The organism is Novosphingobium sp. G106, assembly GCF_019075875.1.
GTDB lineage: Bacteria > Pseudomonadota > Alphaproteobacteria > Sphingomonadales > Sphingomonadaceae > Novosphingobium.
The window spans coordinates 2376081-2395157 of sequence record NZ_JAHOOZ010000001.1 but is presented as its reverse complement, the minus strand read 5'-3'; the positions used below and the strand labels follow the sequence as shown (position 1 = coordinate 2395157).

21 protein-coding genes are annotated in these 19077 nt (G+C 65.3%); 14 read left to right on the top strand and 7 right to left on the bottom strand.

What is annotated here, in order from left to right; genetic code table 11:
- Positions 1 to 11 precede the first annotated feature (11 nt).
- Positions 12 to 977, bottom strand: coding sequence for a phosphoribosylglycinamide formyltransferase (gene purN, locus KRR38_RS11435; protein ID WP_217401548.1), 966 nt, complete (start codon positions 975 to 977; stop codon positions 12 to 14).
- Positions 970 to 2076, bottom strand: coding sequence for a phosphoribosylformylglycinamidine cyclo-ligase (purM, locus tag KRR38_RS11430; RefSeq protein WP_217401547.1), 1107 nt, complete (start codon positions 2074 to 2076; stop codon positions 970 to 972). Before purM ends, purN begins: the two co-directional genes overlap by 8 nt.
- Before the next feature lie 69 nt (positions 2077 to 2145).
- Between purM and KRR38_RS11425 the strand changes: the two genes are divergently transcribed.
- The 6 genes from KRR38_RS11425 to KRR38_RS11400 all read left to right on the top strand — a co-directional run bounded on the left by KRR38_RS11425 (position 2146) and on the right by KRR38_RS11400 (position 8587).
- Positions 2146 to 3444, top strand: coding sequence for a heavy-metal-associated domain-containing protein (locus KRR38_RS11425; protein WP_217401545.1), 1299 nt, complete (start codon positions 2146 to 2148; stop codon positions 3442 to 3444).
- 13 nt (positions 3445 to 3457) lie between these two features.
- Positions 3458 to 4060, top strand: coding sequence for an ATPase (locus KRR38_RS11420; RefSeq protein WP_217401543.1), 603 nt, complete (start codon positions 3458 to 3460; stop codon positions 4058 to 4060).
- A 48-nt stretch (positions 4061 to 4108) separates the two neighbouring features.
- Positions 4109 to 4819, top strand: coding sequence for a serine O-acetyltransferase EpsC (gene epsC / locus KRR38_RS11415; protein WP_217401541.1), 711 nt, complete (start codon positions 4109 to 4111; stop codon positions 4817 to 4819).
- Positions 4820 to 4838: 19 nt separating this feature from the next.
- Positions 4839 to 5204 carry a DUF2794 domain-containing protein gene (locus KRR38_RS11410; protein ID WP_217401539.1) on the top strand — a complete coding sequence of 122 codons (366 nt, stop codon included), beginning with the start codon at positions 4839 to 4841 and terminating at the stop codon, positions 5202 to 5204.
- Between the two features lie 169 nt (positions 5205 to 5373).
- Positions 5374 to 6033: a PEPxxWA-CTERM sorting domain-containing protein gene (locus KRR38_RS11405; protein WP_217401536.1), complete on the top strand. Its 660-nt coding sequence runs from the start codon at positions 5374 to 5376 to the stop codon at positions 6031 to 6033.
- Between the two features lie 205 nt (positions 6034 to 6238).
- Entirely contained in the window at positions 6239 to 8587 is a 2349-nt protein-coding gene (locus KRR38_RS11400) for an arylsulfatase (protein ID WP_217401534.1), read from the top strand.
- Positions 8588 to 8602: 15 nt separating this feature from the next.
- Here the strand turns inward: KRR38_RS11400 and KRR38_RS11395 are convergent, their stop codons facing one another.
- Positions 8603 to 9514, bottom strand: coding sequence for an SDR family NAD(P)-dependent oxidoreductase (locus tag KRR38_RS11395; protein ID WP_217401532.1), 912 nt, complete (start codon positions 9512 to 9514; stop codon positions 8603 to 8605).
- Between the two features lie 171 nt (positions 9515 to 9685).
- On the opposite strand from KRR38_RS11395, the gene purS reads away from it, so the two are divergent.
- The 4 genes from purS (at position 9686) to KRR38_RS11375 (ending at position 12132) form a co-directional block, all read left to right on the top strand.
- Positions 9686 to 9922, top strand: coding sequence for a phosphoribosylformylglycinamidine synthase subunit PurS (purS, locus tag KRR38_RS11390; RefSeq protein ID WP_217401530.1), 237 nt, complete (start codon positions 9686 to 9688; stop codon positions 9920 to 9922).
- On the top strand, positions 9919 to 10596 hold the full coding sequence (gene purQ / locus KRR38_RS11385) for a phosphoribosylformylglycinamidine synthase subunit PurQ (RefSeq protein WP_217401528.1): 678 nt from the start codon (positions 9919 to 9921) through the stop codon (positions 10594 to 10596). The genes purS and purQ overlap by 4 nt, the downstream gene beginning before the upstream one ends.
- A 98-nt stretch (positions 10597 to 10694) precedes the next feature.
- A complete protein-coding gene (locus KRR38_RS11380) occupies positions 10695 to 11081 on the top strand; it encodes a hypothetical protein (RefSeq protein ID WP_217401526.1) in 387 nt (128 codons plus the stop codon).
- A gap of 91 nt (positions 11082 to 11172) precedes the next feature.
- Positions 11173 to 12132, top strand: coding sequence for a transferrin-binding protein-like solute binding protein (locus KRR38_RS11375; protein WP_217401524.1), 960 nt, complete (start codon positions 11173 to 11175; stop codon positions 12130 to 12132).
- A gap of 8 nt (positions 12133 to 12140) precedes the next feature.
- Here the strand turns inward: KRR38_RS11375 and KRR38_RS11370 are convergent, their stop codons facing one another.
- Positions 12141 to 13682 (bottom strand): EAL domain-containing protein, encoded by a 1542-nt coding sequence (locus KRR38_RS11370; protein WP_309141183.1) that lies wholly within the window; start codon positions 13680 to 13682, stop codon positions 12141 to 12143.
- Positions 13682 to 14455 carry a hypothetical protein gene (locus KRR38_RS37335; RefSeq protein WP_309141025.1) on the bottom strand — a complete coding sequence of 258 codons (774 nt, stop codon included), beginning with the start codon at positions 14453 to 14455 and terminating at the stop codon, positions 13682 to 13684. The genes KRR38_RS11370 and KRR38_RS37335 overlap by 1 nt, the downstream gene beginning before the upstream one ends.
- 255 nt (positions 14456 to 14710) lie before the next feature.
- On the opposite strand from KRR38_RS37335, the gene KRR38_RS11365 reads away from it, so the two are divergent.
- From KRR38_RS11365 to KRR38_RS11355, 3 genes are all read left to right on the top strand, one after another.
- Positions 14711 to 15421 carry an alpha/beta fold hydrolase gene (locus KRR38_RS11365; protein WP_309141024.1) on the top strand — a complete coding sequence of 237 codons (711 nt, stop codon included), beginning with the start codon at positions 14711 to 14713 and terminating at the stop codon, positions 15419 to 15421.
- A 290-nt stretch (positions 15422 to 15711) separates the two neighbouring features.
- Complete coding sequence (locus KRR38_RS11360; protein ID WP_217401522.1) at positions 15712 to 16911, top strand: IS256 family transposase; 1200 nt, start codon at positions 15712 to 15714, stop codon at positions 16909 to 16911.
- Between the two features lie 288 nt (positions 16912 to 17199).
- On the top strand, positions 17200 to 17913 hold the full coding sequence (locus KRR38_RS11355; RefSeq protein WP_217401520.1) for a dienelactone hydrolase family protein: 714 nt from the start codon (positions 17200 to 17202) through the stop codon (positions 17911 to 17913).
- Here KRR38_RS11355 and KRR38_RS11350 read toward each other — a convergent pair.
- Both KRR38_RS11350 and KRR38_RS11345 read right to left on the bottom strand, forming a co-directional pair.
- Positions 17841 to 18224 carry a response regulator gene (locus tag KRR38_RS11350; RefSeq protein ID WP_375293458.1) on the bottom strand — a complete coding sequence of 128 codons (384 nt, stop codon included), beginning with the start codon at positions 18222 to 18224 and terminating at the stop codon, positions 17841 to 17843. The two genes, KRR38_RS11355 and KRR38_RS11350, sit on opposite strands and share 73 nt — an antisense overlap.
- A complete protein-coding gene (locus KRR38_RS11345) occupies positions 18169 to 18798 on the bottom strand; it encodes a HAMP domain-containing sensor histidine kinase (protein WP_254514758.1) in 630 nt (209 codons plus the stop codon). The genes KRR38_RS11350 and KRR38_RS11345 overlap by 56 nt, the downstream gene beginning before the upstream one ends.
- Here KRR38_RS11345 and KRR38_RS36010 point away from each other — a divergent pair.
- On the top strand, positions 18679 to 19068 hold the full coding sequence (locus tag KRR38_RS36010; protein WP_254515769.1) for an alpha/beta fold hydrolase: 390 nt from the start codon (positions 18679 to 18681) through the stop codon (positions 19066 to 19068). The genes KRR38_RS11345 and KRR38_RS36010 overlap by 120 nt on opposite strands.
- Positions 19069 to 19077 lie beyond the last annotated feature (9 nt).

Below are 19077 nucleotides of genomic sequence, written 5' to 3'. Positions count from 1 at the left end.
CCTCCTCGTTGCTAGAACGCGTCGGCCGCGTCCATCAGGGATGTCAGCCGCTTCGGTGCGACCGAGCGCCAGCTACGCGCCAGCCAGTCGGACACCGCATCCCAATCGGTATCGCCGAGATCGAGGCGGATGCCGATCCAGCCGTCGCCGAAATAGGCGGGACGATAGTAGCGATCCGCGTCCTGCTCGATCAGCATCGCCTGCTCGTCGAGCCCGCTGATCTTGACCAGCAGCGCGGTCTTGCCGTCGCCGTGGTGGTCGCGGCTGATATAGGCGAACTTCTTGCCGTTCACGATGCCGAAGCAGGGCATGCCGTGGGAGGTGACCTCGTCGACTTCGGGCAGTTCGATCGCCCGTGTGCGAACGCGCGTGACGAGATGCTCGGGATCGCTCGCCTGAGTCACCAGCTTGGCCAGCATCCGTGAATAGAGCTGGTGCTCGGCGATAAGTACGCGCGCGGCGAGCGTTTCGGCGGTGTCGCCCGGCACGATCGCCACGGGCGTCTGGCCGAGTACCGGGCCATCATCGAGCTCGGCGGTGACGAGGTGGATGCTGACGCCGCCGTGGCTGTCGCCATTGGCGATCGCCTGCTCGTGCGTGTGCAGGCCCTTGTACTTGGGCAGCAGCGAGGGATGGATGTTGAGCATCCTGCCCTCCCACTTGGCGACGAACTCGCTCGTCAGGATGCGCATGTAGCCGGCGAGCGCGACATATTCGGCGCCGCTCGCGCGAATCGCCTCGTGCATCGCGGCGTCGTGGTCGGCCCGGTCCATGCCCTTGTGCGGCAGGACGAAAGTCGCGACGCCTTCGGCCTCCGCGAGCCTTATCCCGCCCGCTGCTGGATTGTTGCTGGCAACGAGGACGATCTCGTAGGGGCAGTCCTCGGCGCGGCTGGCATAGAGCAACGCGGCCATGTTGGTGCCGCTGCCCGAGATGAGCGCGGCGACTTTTGAACGGGCAGGGGCCCGCTCAGGCATTGTGCGTGGCGCTCCATGGCTCGCGGCCGCTCCAGGCTTCGGCGGTGCCGATGACCGTGCAGCCGCGCTGGCCGGCGGAAATCTTGCCGATGCTGTGGGCTGTCTCGCCGGCGGCGGCGAGGTTCTTCATCACGCTTTCGACGTCTTCGGGAGCCACGACCAGCACCATGCCGATGCCGCAGTTGAACGTGCGCGCCATCTCGCCGGCTTCGATGTTGCCCTGCGCCTGGAGGAAGGCCATCAGCCGCGGCTGTTCCCAGAGGTCGGCGAAGACCTCGGCGTGGAGCCCCTCGGGCAGCACGCGCGGGATGTTCTCGAGCAGGCCGCCGCCCGTGATGTGGGCGAGCGCCTTGATCTTCCCGCCGCGGATCAGCGGCAGCAGGCTCTTCACGTAGATCCGCGTCGGCTCGATCAGGTGGTCGATCAGCAGCTTGTCCGAATCGAACAGGGCAGGGCGGTCGAGCTTCCAGCCCTTGTCGGCGGCGAGGCGGCGGACCAGCGAGTAACCGTTCGAATGGACGCCTGACGAGGCGAGGCCGATCAGCTGGTCCTCGGCGGCGACCTTGTCGCCGGTAAGCTGCTCGCCGCGCTCGACAGCGCCGACGCAGAAGCCAGCGAGGTCATAGTCGCCCGCGGCATACATGCCCGGCATCTCGGCGGTCTCGCCGCCGATCAGCGCGCAGCCGGCCTGGCGGCAGCCCTCGGCGATCGAGGCGACGACGCGGGTCGCGACCGCGCTGTCGAGCTTGCCCGAGGCGAAGTAGTCGAGGAAGAACAGTGGCTCGGCGCCCTGGACGATCAGGTCGTTGACGCACATGGCGACAAGATCGATGCCGATGCCGTCGTGCCGGTCATGATCGATCGCGAGCTTCACCTTGGTGCCGACGCCGTCGTTCGCCGCGACCAGCAGCGGGTCCTTGTAGCCCGCCGCGCGCGGATCGAAGAAGCCGCCGAAGCCGCCCAGCTCGGCATCGGCACCCGGGCGCGCGGTCGATTTGGCGAGCGGGGCGATGGCCTTCACGAGCGCATTGCCCGCGTCGATCGAAACGCCCGATTTGGCGTAGGTATAGGGTTCCTGGTTGTGCGTGCTGTTCACCATTGGTCGCGCCTACAAACATCTTGCTTGGATTTCCATGGCCATTTGGGCAAAAGGCCCCCGGTTTCACCGATGCATCCATTGACCCTCCCCACACTTTCGGCCCAGCGCCTGCGGTCCTACCGCCCCGGTCCCGTCGGTCAGCTCGTCATCGGGCTGTCCGCGGCGCTCACTCTGGCGCTTGCGATCGTCGGTCCCGACCGGCTGATCGCGCAGATCGAGGGTGAGCGTGGCATCGCCCCGCTGGCGAGCTCGACCGACATCGAAGTGCGCGGGATCGAGATCAACGTGACCGGCAAGGATCCGCAGGAAGCGCGCGAGACGGGCTGGAAGGAAGCCCAGCGCAAGGCCTGGGAGCAGATCGGCGGCCCCAAGATGAGCGACGAGCAGATCGACGCCATGGTGTCTGCGGTCGTCATCGAGCGCGAGCAGATCGGCCCACACCGCTACATCGCCCGGCTCGGCGTGCTGTTCGACCGGGCCAAGGCCGGCGGCATGATCAGCAGCGCGCAGGAAGGCATGCCGGTCTCACGCTCGGCGCCGATGCTGCTGCTGCCGATCCTCGATTCGGGCGGCGCCAGCCAGGTCTTCGAGGTGCGCGGCCCCTGGCAGCGCGCCTGGGCCAATTTCCAGACCGCAGCGAGCCCGATCGACTACGTGCGGCCCGTGGGCGCCGGCGGCGAATCGCTGGTTCTCAATGCCGGGCAGGCCAGCCGCCGCAGCCGCCTGTGGTGGCGCACGCTGCTCGACCAGTTCGGCGCTTCGGACGTGCTCATCCCGATCGCCCGGCTTGAGCGGGAATGGCCCGGCGGCCCAGTCAAGGGCACTTTCACCGCCCGCTATGGGCCGGACAACACCTATCTCGACAGCTTCACCCTGACGGCCAAAGACGATCGCGGCGTACCGGCCATGCTCAACCAGGCCCTGATCAGGATGGACCAGATCTACGCCGGCGCGCTCTATCAGGGTCTGCTACGGCCGGATCCAACGCTCAACGCCGACCAGAGCGCGTTCTATGCGGCCTTGCAGGCGCTCCAGGCGCAGGCGGCCAAAGAAGCGCCTGAGGCTGGCCCTCTGGATACGCCTCTGACGCCGGGCGCTTCGCCCAGCGCCAGCCCGAGCGCGGTGGCCAAGGTCTCGACTTTCACAGTCCAGTTCGCTTCGCCCGACGCCGCTGCGGTCGACGCGGCGGTCAGCTCGGTGCGCGGCACGGCGGGCGTCCAGGCCGCGGCGACCAGTTCGATCGCGATCGGCGGCACCTCCGTGATGCGCGTCACGGCCAGCGGCAGCCTCGAAGAGCTGGCCGCGGCGCTGCGCTCGCGCGGCTGGCAGGTGTCCGTCGGCAGCAACGTCCTGAGCATAAGGCGCTAAGGCGAACGACATCATGTCGCAGATCGCACTTCCGCTCGCGGCCGGATCGGGCGCGGGCCCATCGCGGATCGTCGTGGGCAATGCCAACGCGGCTGTGCTCGATGCTTTCGCGCGCACCGGCGACTGGCCCTACCGCACCGCGATCCTGCTGGGGCCGCCGCGCGCCGGCAAATCGCTGCTCGCGCGCTGGTTCGCCGAGCAGGGCGCTGGCGACGTGGTTGACGATGCCGAGACGGCCGACGAGACCGAGCTGTTTCACCGCTGGAACCGCGCGCAGGAGAGCGGCAGGCCGCTGCTCCTGGTCAGCAATCAATCCGACTGGCGCGTGACCTTGCCGGACCTCGGCTCGCGGCTCGGCGCGGCGCTGCGGCTAGAGATCGGCGCGCCTGACGACGCCATGCTGGCAGACCTGATCGCGCTCCATGCCGAGCAGCGTGGGCTGGTGCTCGACGAAAGCGCGGCCGCCTATCTTGTACCGCGCACCGAGCGTAGCCACATCGCCGTCGAACGGCTGGTCGGCGCGATCGATCGGCTGAGCCTGGAACGCAAGCAGGCGCCGACGATGGCGATCTGGCGCGATGCGCTGGACGAAATCTCGGGGATGAAAGGCGGTTAGCGCCGGCCGGCTTGCTTTGACGGGCGAATGATGGGACAAAACAGGGCCATGTTTGCAAGACTTAACGCCTATCTGGACTCCATCGTCGCGCGCGATCCGGCGCCGCGTTCGCGCTGGGAAGTGCTGCTCTACCCGGGCCTCTGGGCCGTCGGCTGGCATCGCGTCGCGCACCGCCTGTTCAACGCCCGGCTGTTCTTCTTCGCCCGCGCGATCCAGCATTTCTCGCGCTTCCTGACCGGTTTCGAGATCCATCCCGGCGCCAAGATCGGCAAGCACCTGTTCCTAGAGCACGGTTTCATCACGATCGGCGAGACTGCGGTGATCGGCGACCACGTTACGATCTATCCCTGCGTTACGCTGGGTGGGACCAACCCGACCAACGGCAAGGGCGGCAAGCGTCACCCGACGCTTGAGGACAACGTCATCGTCGGCGCCGGCGCGCAGATCCTTGGGCCTATCACCATTGGCCAGCGCGCGCGCATCGGTGCCAATGCCGTGGTCACCGACGATGTGCCCGAAGGCGCGACCATGGTCGGCGTCAAGGCGCGCTCGACGCTGGTCAAGGTCGAGACCTGGGCCAAGGACTTCATGCCCTACGGCACGCCCTGCAAGGAGCCCTGCGAGCCCAGCGGGCAGCGGATCGAGGAGCTCGAGACCAAGCTGGCGCTGCTCCAGGCACAGCTCGACGAGCTGATCTCGGAGCGCAGCGCCGAGGGCGCGCCGACCGAGCCGGTGTCGCGCAAGCGGACCAGAAGCTAACAGAGGGGATTGACGGGGTATGGCATCAGGCGGAGCGGCGATCAGCGGATCCAGCGCCACCATACTCGCCTTTCCGAAACTCCAGGTCGGTTTCGACCGGCTCGAACTCCAGCGCATCCTCGACCTCTACGGCCGCGGCGTCGCCGCCGGCGAGTGGCGTGACTATGCGATGGACTTCACCCGCGAGGCGGCGAGTTTCAGCGCCTTCCGCCGCGCCGCCGAACGCCCGCAGGCGCGCATCGAGAAGCGCCCGGCGCTGCGTGGCAAGCAGGGCATGTGGACCTTGTTCGGCGAGGCCGGGCAAGTGCTCAAGCGCGGGCACGAGCTGGCCGGCGTGCTGTTCCCGCTGGAGCGGCGGCTACTCAAACTGGTGGACGACCAGTGAGGTCCGATCGGACCGGCGATGCCAGAATGGGACATTATCTGGCATTCTGATACATTTGTTGGCTATTTGTGATTAGGGTCGTCGCCGTTTCTGTGTGCAAATTTGACCACTATTTCAACGGGGGGGAACGGCCGTGAAACGGGTCAGATCGATTCTTGCATGTTTGGGTATGTTTATTGCCGTGCCGGCTCACGCGACGGTCTATGATGCCTTCTCATCGTTCAACGGAACGCAGAACGCTGGCAATTTTCTCTATTTCGGCCTCACCGGCCTGGCTCCGCCCAACGGCGCGGCGCTGTTCAATGACAATTCGAACTGCGTGCTCAACCTGACCTGTCTGCAGCTTTCCAGCAACATCGGCGGTGCCGCGTTCTACAAATCGACCCTGGCGCCGTTCCCTGCGGGCACGGTGACGGTGCCGAACGACATGCTGATCGCGCTGCCCGACGAGAAGGGCGTACTCGTGAACTTCATCGCCCCGACGACGGGCACCTACAACATCACCGCGAGCTTCACCGCGCTGGACAGCCTCGCCAACGGCGTCGGCATTTTCGCGATAGCGCCGGGGAACGTGGTGACGCCTGTAATCGCGCCGAATACGGTGCCGAACAACGCCAGCTTCACCAAGACGCTGAGCCTGGCGCAAGGTCAGGGTTTCGGCTTCGTGATCGGACCGGGCATGGTTGCAGACAACGACGTGACGGGGTTCAACTTCAAGGTGACCTCAGTGCCCGAGCCGGTGACCTGGGCGATGATGATCGTTGGGTTCGGCCTTGTCGGGGGCGCAATGCGCCGGCAGCGCCGGATGGTGCGCTACGACTTCGCTTAGTTTCACGGACAACCGGGGGGAGCGGGCGGGGCGGAAGCTCCGCCCGTTTTCGTTTGGCCGCGGAGCGGCCGCCGAGCATCTCGGGCCCGGCGAACCGGGGCAAATACTTTCATAGTCAAAGGCCCCTTGGCTATCTCCGGGTTTGCCCCAGTTCTGGCCCTTTGTCGCGGAACTAGACTCGGCGCTTCCCAACGGAGGCGAATCCATGTCGAGCGAACCTGGCGGTGGCACCCCCGATATCCTGCCGCGTCCCGATTTCCATTTCACCGGCGAGGTGGGCCGCACCTATCGGGATTCGGATCCCGCGACCTTCCCGCAGCCGGTGCAGCCGCCCAAGGGCGCGCCCAATATCCTCCTGATCCTGCTCGACGATGTCGGCTTCGGCCAGTTCTCCACTTTCGGCGGCGGCGTGCCTTCGCCGACGATGGACCGGCTGGCCAGCGAGGGCCTGCGCTACAACTATTTCCACACGACCGCGCTGTGCAGCCCGACGCGCGCCGCGCTGATCACCGGGCGCAATCACCATTCGACCTCGTTCGCCGGCATCACCGAATGCGCGACCGGATATGACGGATATACCTGCGTACTGCCGCGCAATTGCGGGACGGTGGGCGAGGTCCTTCGCCAGAACGGCTACATGACCGCCTGGATCGGCAAGAACCACAATACGCCGACCTGGGAGACCAGCGCAGCCGGGCCGTTCGATCGCTGGGCCAATGGTCTGGGTTTCGACTATTTCTACGGCTTCAATGGCGGCGACATGAACCATTGGAACCCAGTTCTGTTCGAGAATCGGGATCTCGTCCCCGCATCCGAGGATCCCGACTACCATCTGACCGAAGACCTGGCCGACAAGGCGATCACCTGGTTGCGCAAGGTCAGGAGTATCGCGCCGGACAAGCCCTATTTCCTGTATGTCGCACCCGGCGCCACCCACGCGCCACACCACGCGTCCAGCGAATGGGCCGACAGGTTCAAGGGCCAGTTCGACCAAGGCTGGGACGCCTATCGCGAGCGGACGATCGAGCGTCAGAAGAAACTGGGCGTGGTCCCCGCCGAAACCGATTTGACCACCCGCTCGAAGGGTCTTCCGGCCTGGGACAGTCTCAACCCCGACCAGCAGCGACTCTATGCCCGGATGATGGAGGTATTCGCCGGCTATGGTGCCCAGGCCGATGTCGCGATGGGCCGGATCGTCGATGCCGTGAAGCAACTGCCCGACGCCGACAACACGATCATCATCTACATCGCCGGCGACAACGGCTCGAGCGCCGAAGGCGGTATCGAAGGTTCACTCTGCGAAAACATGTTCTTCAATGGTTTCGCCGAGAAGTGGCAGGACAATATCAAGGCGATCGACGAACTCGGCGGGCCCAAGCACTTCAACCACTTTCCCTCGGCCTGGGCCCACGCGATGAACACGCCGTTCCAGTGGACCAAGCAGGTAGCCAGTCATTTCGGCGGCACGCGCAACCCGATGATCATCTCCTGGCCCGACCGGATCAAGGACGCGGGCGGGCTGCGGAGCCAGTTCATCCATACGATCGACATCGTGCCGACCCTGTATGAGGTCTGCGGCGTCACCGCGCCGAGCGTGCTGGGCGGGGTGCCTCAAAAGCCGATCGAGGGGGTCAGTTTCGCCTCTACGCTCGACGAAGCAGAGGCGCCCTCGAAACGGCGCACCCAGTATTTCGAGTTGGCCTGCAATCGCGGCCTTTACCACGATGGCTGGATGGCATCATCGCCCTCCTTCGTACCCTGGGATCCCAATCGCGACGAGAATTGGGATCCCGACAAGGCGCCGTGGGAGCTCTACAAGCTCGACGGGGACTTTTCGCAGGCGCACGACCTTGCCGCCGAATATCCCGACAAGCTTCGGGAACTGCAGGATCTATGGTGGGCGGAGGCCTCGAAATATAGCGTCCTGCCCATCGATTGGCGCGGCACGATCCGCTTCAACGCCGAAGCGATGGGTCGGCCGAGTCTCGTCGCCCACCGCACCAGCGCGACCTACCACGAAGGCATGATCGGGCTGCCAGACGCGGCCTGCCTGCCGATGCTCAACAAGAGCTGGACAATCACCGCCGATATCGAAGTGCCCGACGACAAGGCCGAGGGCATGATCGTCACCCACGGCGGGCTCGAAGGCGGCTACGGCCTCTATCTGCGCGAGGGCAAGCCGGTCTTCGTCTACAACTTCCTCTCGATCGACCGGCCGACCTTTGCCTCCAGCGAAGCGCTCGGGCCGGGCAAGCATGAGCTTGTCGTCGATCTCGTCTATGACGGCGGCGGCATGGGCAAGGGCGCCCGGATCGCGCTTTCGGCCGACGGCAAGGTGGTCGCCGAGGGGCGGATGGAACGGACCGTGCCGATCCAGTTCTCGCTCGGTGAAGGGCTCGATATCGGCATGGACGTGGGTTCGCCGATCGACTTCACTTATCCGTTGCCGTTCAAGTTCACCGGCCAGATCGAGAAGGTGACGATCGATCTCCATCCCGAGCCGGCCGCGGCTGGGACAACTGCAAAGTCGGAGGTGCTGGAGCCAGCCGAGTAGGCGCCTCGCGCCGCCTTACTTCGCCTTCATCGCGGCCATCAGCAGGCCCATGGCACTCATGGCCTGCTCGGTGCCGGTGTTCATCGGAGCGTCGCCGGTGCGGTCGCTGATACGGGGCCAGGCGGCAGCGAAGCCTTCCACAGTCTGCTGATCGGGCGGCAGCAGCACGCCGGGGCTCAACGTGACGAAAGCGCTCTGGTAGACGCCCGCGCCGGCGCCGACGATCGTGTTGGTCGGGGCATCGTCGGACACGAGGTAGAGCGCGGCGGGGACGACGCTTTCGGGACTGAACGCCTTGTAGGCCTCTTCGGGCAGGATATCCTCGGTCATGCGAGTGCCCGCGGTCGGGGCGAGGCTGTTGACCTTGATGTTGTACTTGGCGCCTTCGAGGTAGAGCGTCTTGGCGAGGCCGACGAGGCCGAGCTTGGCCGCGCCGTAGTTCGACTGGCCGAAGTTGCCGCCGAGCCCGGTCGACGAGGTGACCATCAGTACGCGGCCGTAGTTCTGCTCGCGCATCGTCTCCCAGCAGGCCTTGGTAGCGAAGGCCGCGCCGAGCAAGTGGACGCGCAGCACCAGCTCGAAATCGGCCGGTTCCATCTTGGCGAAGGTCTTGTCGCGCATGATGCCGGCGTTGTTGATCAGGATATGCACACCGCCCCAGGCCTCCCTGGCCTTGGCAACCATCTCGACCATCTGCTCGTATTCGGCGACGCTGCCGCCGTTCGACATGGCCTCGCCGCCCGCCGCCTTGATCTCTTCGACCACCTGGAGCGCGGCGTCCGAATGGCCGGTGCCGTCGCGCGCGCTGCCGAGATCGTTGACCACGACCTTCGCGCCGCGTCGTGCCAGTTCGAGCGCATAGGCCTTGCCAAGCCCGCCGCCCGCGCCGGTGACGATGGCGACGCGATCCTGGAAGGAGATGGTCATGGCGCAGGCTCCGCTCTCGATGTCAGTAAGGTTCTGCGATGGCACGCGGGACGGGCGCTTTCAATGACAATCCGGGGGCTATAGCGGCGCGCGCGGCTTGCCCCGGCGACGCTCCGGGGCCATAGGCTCGCGGACGAATCTTCCGCTTCCGACCCCGTGAAAGGCCCTGCGATGAAAGTCCGCGTCTATGTCAGCCTCAAGAACGGCGTGCTCGACCCGCAGGGCCGAGCGATCCAGCATTCGCTGGAAGGGCTGGGCTTTTCGGGCGTCCATGACGTGCGCGCGGGCCGGCTGATCGAGCTCGAAGTCGACGAGAGCGTCACCGACGCCGCGCTCGACGAGATGTGCCAGAAGCTCCTCGCCAACATGGTGATCGAAAACTACCGCGTCGAAAGGATCGCTGCATGAGCTTCCGTAGCGCCGTCATCACGTTCCCGGGCTCGAACTGCGACCGCGACATGGCGGTGGCGCTCGAAGAGGTTTCGGGCGAGGACGTCTTCCGCGTCTGGCACGGCGATGCCGAGTTGCCCGAACGGCTGGATTTCATCGCGCTGCCCGGCGGTTTCTCCTACGGCGACTACCTGCGCTCGGGCGCCATGGCGGCGCGCAGCCCGATCATGCAGGCGGTAATTGCGGCGGCCGGGCGCGGCGTGCCAGTGCTCGGCGTCTGCAACGGCTTCCAGGTGCTGACCGAGGCGGGCCTCCTGCCCGGCGCGCTGATGCGCAATGCAGGAATCCGCTTCGTTTGCCGTGAGGTGGCGCTGAAGGTCGAGAACACGCAGACGCTGTTCACCGGCGGCTATACGAAAGACCAGCGCATCGTCATCCCGGTGGCGCATCACGACGGCAACTACTTCGCCGACGACGCGACGCTCGACCGGCTGGAAGGCGAGGGCCGCGTGGCTTTCCGCTATGCCGAGGAAGTCAACGGCTCGGCCCGCCAGATCGCCGGCGTGCTCAACGCGGCGGGCAACGTGCTGGGCATGATGCCGCATCCCGAGCGCATGATCGAGCGCGCCCAGGGCGGCACCGACGGCCGCGCGCTATTTGAAAGTGCGATCCGGGGCATGGTCGGCGCCTGAGGCGCGGCACGCCCGGTCGCAGGGCGGGAAAGTGCCGGTAGCAAGCGGCGGCGCGATGGCCTAGTTCCATGAGTCTCTGCACGACTTCTGGAATCGATATGAAAATCAGCAAGCTTGCCTTGGGCCTTCTTCTGGCCGCTTCGGCGTTCCCCGCTTCGGCTGCCAACCCGCCCGCCGGGAATCCGCCGTCGGACGTGCGCTGCCTGCTGCTGAGCAATGCTTTCGCCAAGTCGGCGAACAACGAGCAGGCAAAGCAGGTCGCGGCGCAGACGCTGATCTTCTATGTCGGGCGGCTCGATGGCCGGATGGCGCCGGCAGCGCTCGAAGCCGCGATGCGCAGCCAGGCCAGTACGATCGATCCGAAGACCGCGGGCCCGGAAATGACCGCCTGCGCTGGCCGGCTAGCCCGTGCCCAGCAGACCCTAACGACACTCGGCCGGGCCGCGGCTCCGGCAGCCAGCCCGCCAAAAGCCGCACCACGTTGATCGTAGCCGCATAATTCCCTAGCTATCCCGTTACGCGATCGGGGGATCGCGACAGGGGGGATCTATGGGGGCTATCCGGATTGCCACGGTGGTGGCTGTGCTTTTGCCGTTGGCGGCTTGCGGTGGCGGGGGCGGCGTCGCCTCAACCGGAAGTCCGACTCCTTCACCGACGCCTTCACCGACGCCATCACCGACACCTACGCCTACGCCGGCCGCGAGCTACACGCGCATCCAGGATCTGACGGGCAACCAGACATTCGTCACCGCCAGCGCCAGCGTGACCTACAACAGCCAGGGCGTGCCCGTGCAGGACGGCATGAGCGGATATCCCTTTGGTGCCGGCACCAACAGCAGCACCGTAGTGCTCAAGTATTTCGCCAATACCGATAGCTATTCCGTCGAAGGTTACGGCACGGCCGCGACGTTCACTCAGGCCGATCTCGTCGCCAGCGGCGATCCCAAGACCGTCGTCCTCGAGAAAAACGCTGGCGGTGCCGTCACCGACCGGCTGCGGCAGACGGCGCCGTCCCCGGGTGGGGTTGATCTCTCTTATGTCCGCGTCGGCAGCTGGATGACGACGCGCGATCCCTCGCTCGGCGGGCGGGCGCGTCTGACCTTCATCGCGGGCGGGGTGCCGACGATCTCCAGCGACGTACCGACGACCGGCACGGCCAGCTACTCGACCTCCGTGATCGGTCTTGCGACCGATACGACCAATGGCACCGCCTACGACCTGGCACCGTCCTCAGCGACCTTTTCGGCCGATTTCGCCGCCAATACCGTCCAGACCACGCTGGCCCTGTCCGGCGTTCCCGTCGGCGGCGCCGGCAACCGGAGTTTCGGCACGTTCAGCGGTAGCGGGACTATCGGCAACAGTTCGCCCACCGTGATCAACCGCAACATATTTGCCGGCACACTCACGACCAGTGGACCCGGGAACGCAGGCTTCACCGGCTCGTTCTTCGGCCCCCAGGCCGGCGAGTTCGCTTATGTCTGGAGCCTGTTCCAGAACGGCCTAACCGCCGAGGGGGTCGTTGCCGGAAAACGCTGAGGCCTGTTTCAGGCCGCCGAATCGCTGCGCATCACGTCCCACTGGCGGAACAGGCCGCTGGCCTCGTCGGCGGGCATCGGCCGGCCGAAGTAGAAGCCCTGGATCTTGCGGCAGCCGAGCTTGCGAACGATCTCGAGCTCGGCCTCGTTCTCGACACCCTCGGCCGTGGTCGACATCTCGAGGCTGTCGGCCATGGCGACGACGGCGCGGATGATCGCAAGGCTTTCCGGATTGCCCGTCGCCGCGCCCTGGACGAAGCTGCGGTCGACCTTGATCGTCGAGAAGCGCAGCCGGCGAAGGTAGCCGAGTGACGAATAGCCGGTGCCGAAATCATCGAGCGCGACGCCGCAGCCCAGCGCCATGACCTTTTCCAGCGCCGTGCGCGCCATGGTCGCGTCGCGCAGGAAGATGCTTTCGGTCACTTCCACTTCGAGCCGGTGCGCGGGCAGGCCGCTGCTCGACAGCGCGCCGACCACGCTGGCGACGAAATTGGTGTCGAGCAGTTGCTCGCCCGAGACGTTGACCGCGACCTTGGTGTCGCCAGGCCACTTGATTGCCTCGCGGCAGGCTTCGCGCAGCACCCATTCGCCGATCGGCACGATGAGCCGCGTGTCCTCGGCCAGCGGGATGAACTTGCCCGGGCTGACGAAGCCGTGTTCCGGGCTGTTCCAGCGCACCAGCGCCTCGAAGCTCAGGATCCGCTCGCTCTCGGCATCGACCACCGGCTGGTAGTGGAGGACGAATTCGTTGCGGTCGAGCGCGCGGCGCAGCGAGAATTCGAGCTTGCGGCGCTCCTCGGCATGGGCGTGGAGCGAAGGCTCGTAGGTGCAGTGCGCGTTGCCGCCGGAATCCTTCGAGCGATAGAGCGCGAGGTCGGCGTTGCGCATCAGCGTTTCGACCGTGTTGCCGTCGCGCGGGCCGAGTGCCGAGCCGATCGAAGCGCCGACATAGAGCGTGTGGTGATCGACTTCGTAGGGCGCCGAGAGCCGCTCGATGACGCGCTCGGCGACTTGCTCGATGCGCGCCAGGTCCGAGGCGTCGCGGATGACGATGGCGAACTCGTCGCCGCCGAGACGTCCGCAGACCTCGTTGTCGGTCAGCTCTTCCTGCAGCCGGTCGGAAACCTTGGCGAGGAGCTGGTCGCCGACCAGATGCCCGAGCGTGTCGTTGACCGCCTTGAAGCGATCGAGGTCGATCATCAGGAAGGCGCAGCGCGTGCGCCACTTTTCGGCATAGGCCAGCGCATCGGCCAGCGCCTCGTTGAGCATCAGGCGGTTGGGGAGGCCGGTCAGCGTGTCATAGCGCGCCAGATAGGCGATCTTGTCCGAGCTTTCGCGCTGTTCGGTGACGTCGGAGCCGACGCCGCGGAAGCCGTCGAAATTGCCGTGATCGTCTAGCCTGGGCGTGCCAGAGAGTTCCCACCAGCGCTGCTGCCCGCCGATCGTCACGCGGACCAGCAGGTTGGAGAAGCTCTCACGGCGCTTCAGCCGCTCGGCGAGGTCGTGGAGGCTCGAAGGGAACTGGCCGGTGTCCCAGGCGGGACCGGCGATCAGTTGGATGAAGGGCTGGCCGTCGATGTCCGCGGGATCGACCCCCAGCGCATAGGCGAAGCGGGGGATACCCCGCGCACGCGGCGGGCAGTGTCGGTCTGCCAGAGCCAGTCGGCCTCGCCTTCCTCGTACTCACGCAGCAACAGCGATACGACCTCGCTCTTCTCGACCATGCCGGCTTCGGCCACCTTGGTTTCAAGAAAGCGCCGCGCGCCCTCGATCGCGCCGAGGCATACCGTGAGGACGAAGCCCCCGGCGACCAGCGCCATGTCGAAGGCCCCGGTGACGAGGAAGCTTCCCACGGCCGCACCGCCGACGATGCCGGTGAACATCAGTGTGCCCATCGGCACGCCCGGGAGCAGGATCGCGGAGGCAGTCATCAGCATGGCGACCACGGTCCACAGCTTGAGCTGGGTCTCGGGATTGACGTACAAAGTGGACAGGGCGATCGGCACGACCCAGACCAGCGCATTGATGATCGCGCCGATCGTCTGGCGATTGACCTCCTCGCTCGACATGCGGCGACGGTCGGCGTCGGCCAGCGTGTTGTCGATTCGCGTGCCGTAAAACAGCGAACCGCCGAGCGCGGCGAGCCAGGCGATGACAATAGCGATATGGATATGGCCCGCGAGCAGGCTCGAGGCCGCTAGACCGGCCATGCCCTGGGCGCAGAGGCGCGAGAGCATGGCACGCGGCAGGCAGGAATATTGCAGGCCGCGCAAACGCGCCCAGTCGCCGTCGCTGGGATCGGTCAGGCCGAGTACTGCCAGCACGGGCAGTTCCTTGGGAAGCGATGCGGTTACAGATTGTTGCTGGGTCACGCCGTGCTTGTACCGAGAGACAGGTTAGCGCCGCGTAAATGCCGCGCGCTCTCGCGGACGGAAGATCGTGGATATTCTTAAGGCTCCAAGGCAATCTTTCGTTGATCGCGCCGGCGCGATACCGTTTTAGCCTTGGCATCGAGGGATTTATGATAGGTAGCGATCTCTATCTCACATAACCAGCCGGTGCTCGATGACGGATCCCCAGTGAACGCCATTTCCGCGCTTCCTCCGTCCAAATTGCTCTTTCTTGCAGAGGCGCCGCGCGCGGCATGGACGATCGTGTCGCTGCTGCTCGCACAACCGGCGCTGGCCCGCGCCTCGCGCGGCGATGGCCGGCCAATATTGCTGTTGCCCGGCCTGGCGAACGCCGACCGTTCGAATTTCGTCATGGCGCGCTATCTTCAGCGCCTCGGCTACCGCGTGTTCGGCTGGGAACTCGGGCGAAACCTCGGCACGCGCGCGATCGGTTCGGAGGCCGAGCGGCTGATCGCTCGTGTGGCTGCGATTCATTCGGATACGGGCGAGGCGGTAACGCTGATCGGTGTGTCCCTGGGTGGAATTATGGCTCGGCTGATTGCGCATCGCTGCCCCGACATGGTTCGCGAAGTCATTACCGTCAGCGCGCCCTATGCCGGGCCTCCGACGGCCACCAACGTATGGCGCGCGTTCGAACTGCTGACCGGCGATCGTATCAGCGATGCTTCGGTCAAGGCGCGTGCAGCCGAAGCCGCGGCGCCGCTACCCGTTCCGGCCACGGCGATCTGGAGTCGGACCGACGGCTTCGTGAACGGATCGATCTGTCGTGATCCTCACGCCCGTGCAATCGAAGTGCCGGGCAGCCACCTGATGGTTCAATGCCGCCCCGAAGTGCTGCTGGCTATTGCTGAAACCCTGGCGCGATATCGTGACAATTGAATTTTGAAGATTTGGGGAATTGCTCCGCAGTCGGCTGATAGGAGCATTGTTCCGCTACCAAAAATGCCAACTGCTTCTTGCAGATTTTCTCGGGCCTGGAGGAAAATATTCGTCATATCACCAATGACCTAGGTCGTGCCCCGGATGGTGGTGTAGCTCGAGGGTAGCGAAGCTGACCGGACGCGCGCTTTCCATATAGCGCTGTAGCGGCCGGTCAGGTTCGCGGGTGGTCATCGGAGATCTTCGGATAAGGTTGGGTTGCAACACTCAACTTGAACGAGGACGTTCCGATGACCGAAGACATGATGGACCTGCAGGCGCTGGTGGGAAAGAGCCCGGATGCGGATTTTCTGCGCGATATGATCGGCTTTGCCGCGCGGCGACTAATGGAGATGGAGGTCGGCGGCCTGACCGGGGCCGCTTACGGCGAGAAGGACGTCGAGCGCCTGGCCCAGCGCAATGGCTACCGGGATCGCGACTGGGAGACCCGGGCGGGCACGGTCGAGCTGCGCATCCCCAAGCTGCGCAAAGGCAGTTACTTCCCCGGATTTCTGGAACCCCGGCGGATGGCCGAGAAGGCGCTGACCGCTGTCATCCAGGAAGCGTACATCCAGGGAATCTCGACGCGATCGGTCGATGATCTTGTCAAGGCCATGGGCATGAGCGGCATCTCGAAGAGCCAGGTAAGCCGGCTCTGCGGAGAAATCGACGGGCGCGTGAAAGCCTTCCTCGAGCGGCCCATCGAGGGCGATTGGCCATACGTCTGGATGGATGCGACTTACATCAAGGTCCGGCGAGCAGGCCGGATTGTGTCGGTCGCCGTCATCATCGCCGTCGGCGTCAACAGTGACGGTCGCCGCGAAGTGCTCGGCATGGCGATCGGCCATTCCGAAGCCGAGACCTTCTGGACCGACTTCCTGCGTAGCCTGGCTCGCCGAGGCCTGCGCGGCGTGAAGCTCGTGATCTCCGATGCCCATGAGGGCATCAAGGCGTCCATTGCCAAGGTGTTCAGCGCAACCTGGCAGCGCTGCCGCGTCCACTTCATGCGCAATGCCCTGGCGCATGCCGGAAAGAGCGGGCGCCGGGTCGTATCGGCGTTCATCGCCACGGCCTTTGCGCAGGAGACACCTGAGGCCGCAAAGCTTCAATGGCGCTCAGTTGCAGACCAGCTTCGTCCCTCGGTCCCCAAGCTCTCTGCCTTGATGGACAGCGCCGAAGAGGACGTCCTGGCCTACATGACCTTCCCGCCGCAGCATCGCACCAAGCTTCACAGCAACAACCCCATCGAACGCCTCAACGGTGAGATCAAGCGGCGGACCGATGTCGTCGGAATCTTCCCCAACGATGAAGCGATAACCCGCCTCGTCGGCGCTATCCTCCTGGAACAGAACGACGAATGGGCGGTCCAGCGCTGCCGCTACATGAGCCTTGAGAGCGTCGCGGGATTGAGCGACAATGCCATCATCACGTTGCCAAGCATGGCAGCCTGATCAATCCGGCTTAGCCGGAGATCGACGTGGCCACGCCCGCGATCCTACACCACGCCATGGGGCACGATCATGACCTAGGTGACTGGTTGCCCATCAAGGCGGCGTCCGTTTAGGGTCAAAGGACGCAGACAGACAGGCTGGCGGGTGTGTCATCCGCAAGGTTTCTCGACGGCTGACTTAGTCTGGGGCATGATCGTCGCAGCTCGCCCGATGGGCTATCTCGGTGTCCAACCGTGTCGAACGCAGGTTCCGGGGCGGCTGGAGAAAGGCGCGAGAAGAGAGGAATATATGGAAGGTTTGCAACCGATCCCCCTCAACCACGGAGGCCATGCCCTCGAGGGTTATGTTGCCCGGCCGGAGGGCGAAGGTCCCTTCCCGACCGTGATCATCTATCATTCCGGAGCGGGACTCGCGCCGTTCGAATGCGACAAGGCCAAGGCGATGGCCAAACTCGGCTATCTGGGAGTAGTCGCCGATATGTTCGGGCTCGACGCCCGCGGCATCCAGCCTGGCGATCTGAGACCCTATGAGAAGCTCACGGCAGACGGCGAGTTCTTCCGGGAACGGGTGGTCACCTGGTTCGATGCAATCGCGGCTTTGCCTGACGCTGACCCCGCGCGGATCGGCGCTTTCGGCTTCTGCATGGGCGGGGCCTGCGTGCTCGAACTGGCGCGCAGCGGCCGGGACGCGAAGGCGGTAGTATCCTATCACGGCTCGCTGACGACGCATGACAGGGCGAAAAAGGGTAACGTGAAGCCCGTCATTGCCGCCTATTGCGGGCTTGCCGATCCCTATGCCCCCGTCGATACGATCGATGCGCTACGCAATGAGCTGAGCGCCGCCGAGGCCGAGTTCCATATCGTCGAGTTTGCCAAGGTGGCGCACAGCTTCACCAACCCTCATGTGCCTGCCGGGATGCCCGGTATCGCCTATGACGCTATCGCCGACGCTGTGAGCTGGGCAGGCACCTTGGCGTTGTTCACGACGATGTTGCGGGGGTGATCGCCAGACCGTTGGCGCTCGCCGACCAGCGCATCGAGCGCCAGCGGCTTGGTGACATAGTCGACTCCGCCTGCTTCGAGTCCCTGGACGACATGCTCGGTCTCCGAAAGGCCGGTCATGAAGATCACGGGAATGTGCGCGGCGCCCTCTCGGGCCTTGATCAGCCGGCAGGTCTCGAAACCATCGAGCCCCGGCATCACGGCGTCGAGCAGGATGATGTCAGGCGAGACTGCGCCCAGCAGCAGCAAGGCTTCCTCACCATTGACCGCGACTTCCGACAGATATCCTTCGCCTTCCACGAAATCGCGCAGTATGGAGAGTGATGTCGACCAGCATTCGCGTGATGGTGAGGCCGAGCCAGACGCCGGATTGCCCGCGCACGGTCTCCAGCCGCTCGAACGGCTCGAATATGCGGTCGATGCTGGTCGGATCGATGCCGACGCCGGTATCCTGGACGATGAATTCGGCCACGGGATTGCGCCAGTGGACGTGCAGCGAGGCCGAGCCTGCGGGCGTGTATTTGATCGCGTTCGAGACGAGGTTGATCAGGATCTGGCGCAGCCGCTTCTGGTCGGTGAAGATCGTTGCCGGAAGGCCCGCGGGCCGGCTGTGTTCGAACTCTATCCCGCGCGCCGCGGCCTTCGCCGATCGCGAGGCCGTGCTTGTCGAACGCGGTTCGCTTGCGCTCGATCTGGACCGGCTGCGCGGTATGCGGCCCGCTGGCGGCGGCGGAACATCCCAGGAGAGCAGGAGCGGCGCGAGGCGATGAACACGCTGATGCGGACGGGCTGGGGCCAGAACAACCCGGCTTTCCGTCAGGTCTTCACCACCCTGTTCTTCCCCGAAGCCAGCCAGGTCGAGATGGACTGGTTCAACGAGTTGCAACGCATGACCACTTCGCCGGCCAATGCGATACGGCTGTCCGAAGCATTCTCCGACATCGACGTGCGCGACGTGATGGCGCAAGTTTCGGTGCCGACGCTGGTACTGCATGCCCGCGACGACGCGGTAGCGCCGTTCTCGGCCGGTCGCACGATGGCCTCGACGATCCGCAACGCGCAGTTCGTCGTGCTGGAGAGCCGCAATCATCTGCTCATGCCGACCGAACCCGCCTGGGCGCGCTTCGTGTCGAGCGTGGAGGAATTCTTGGCCTAGGAGGCGATC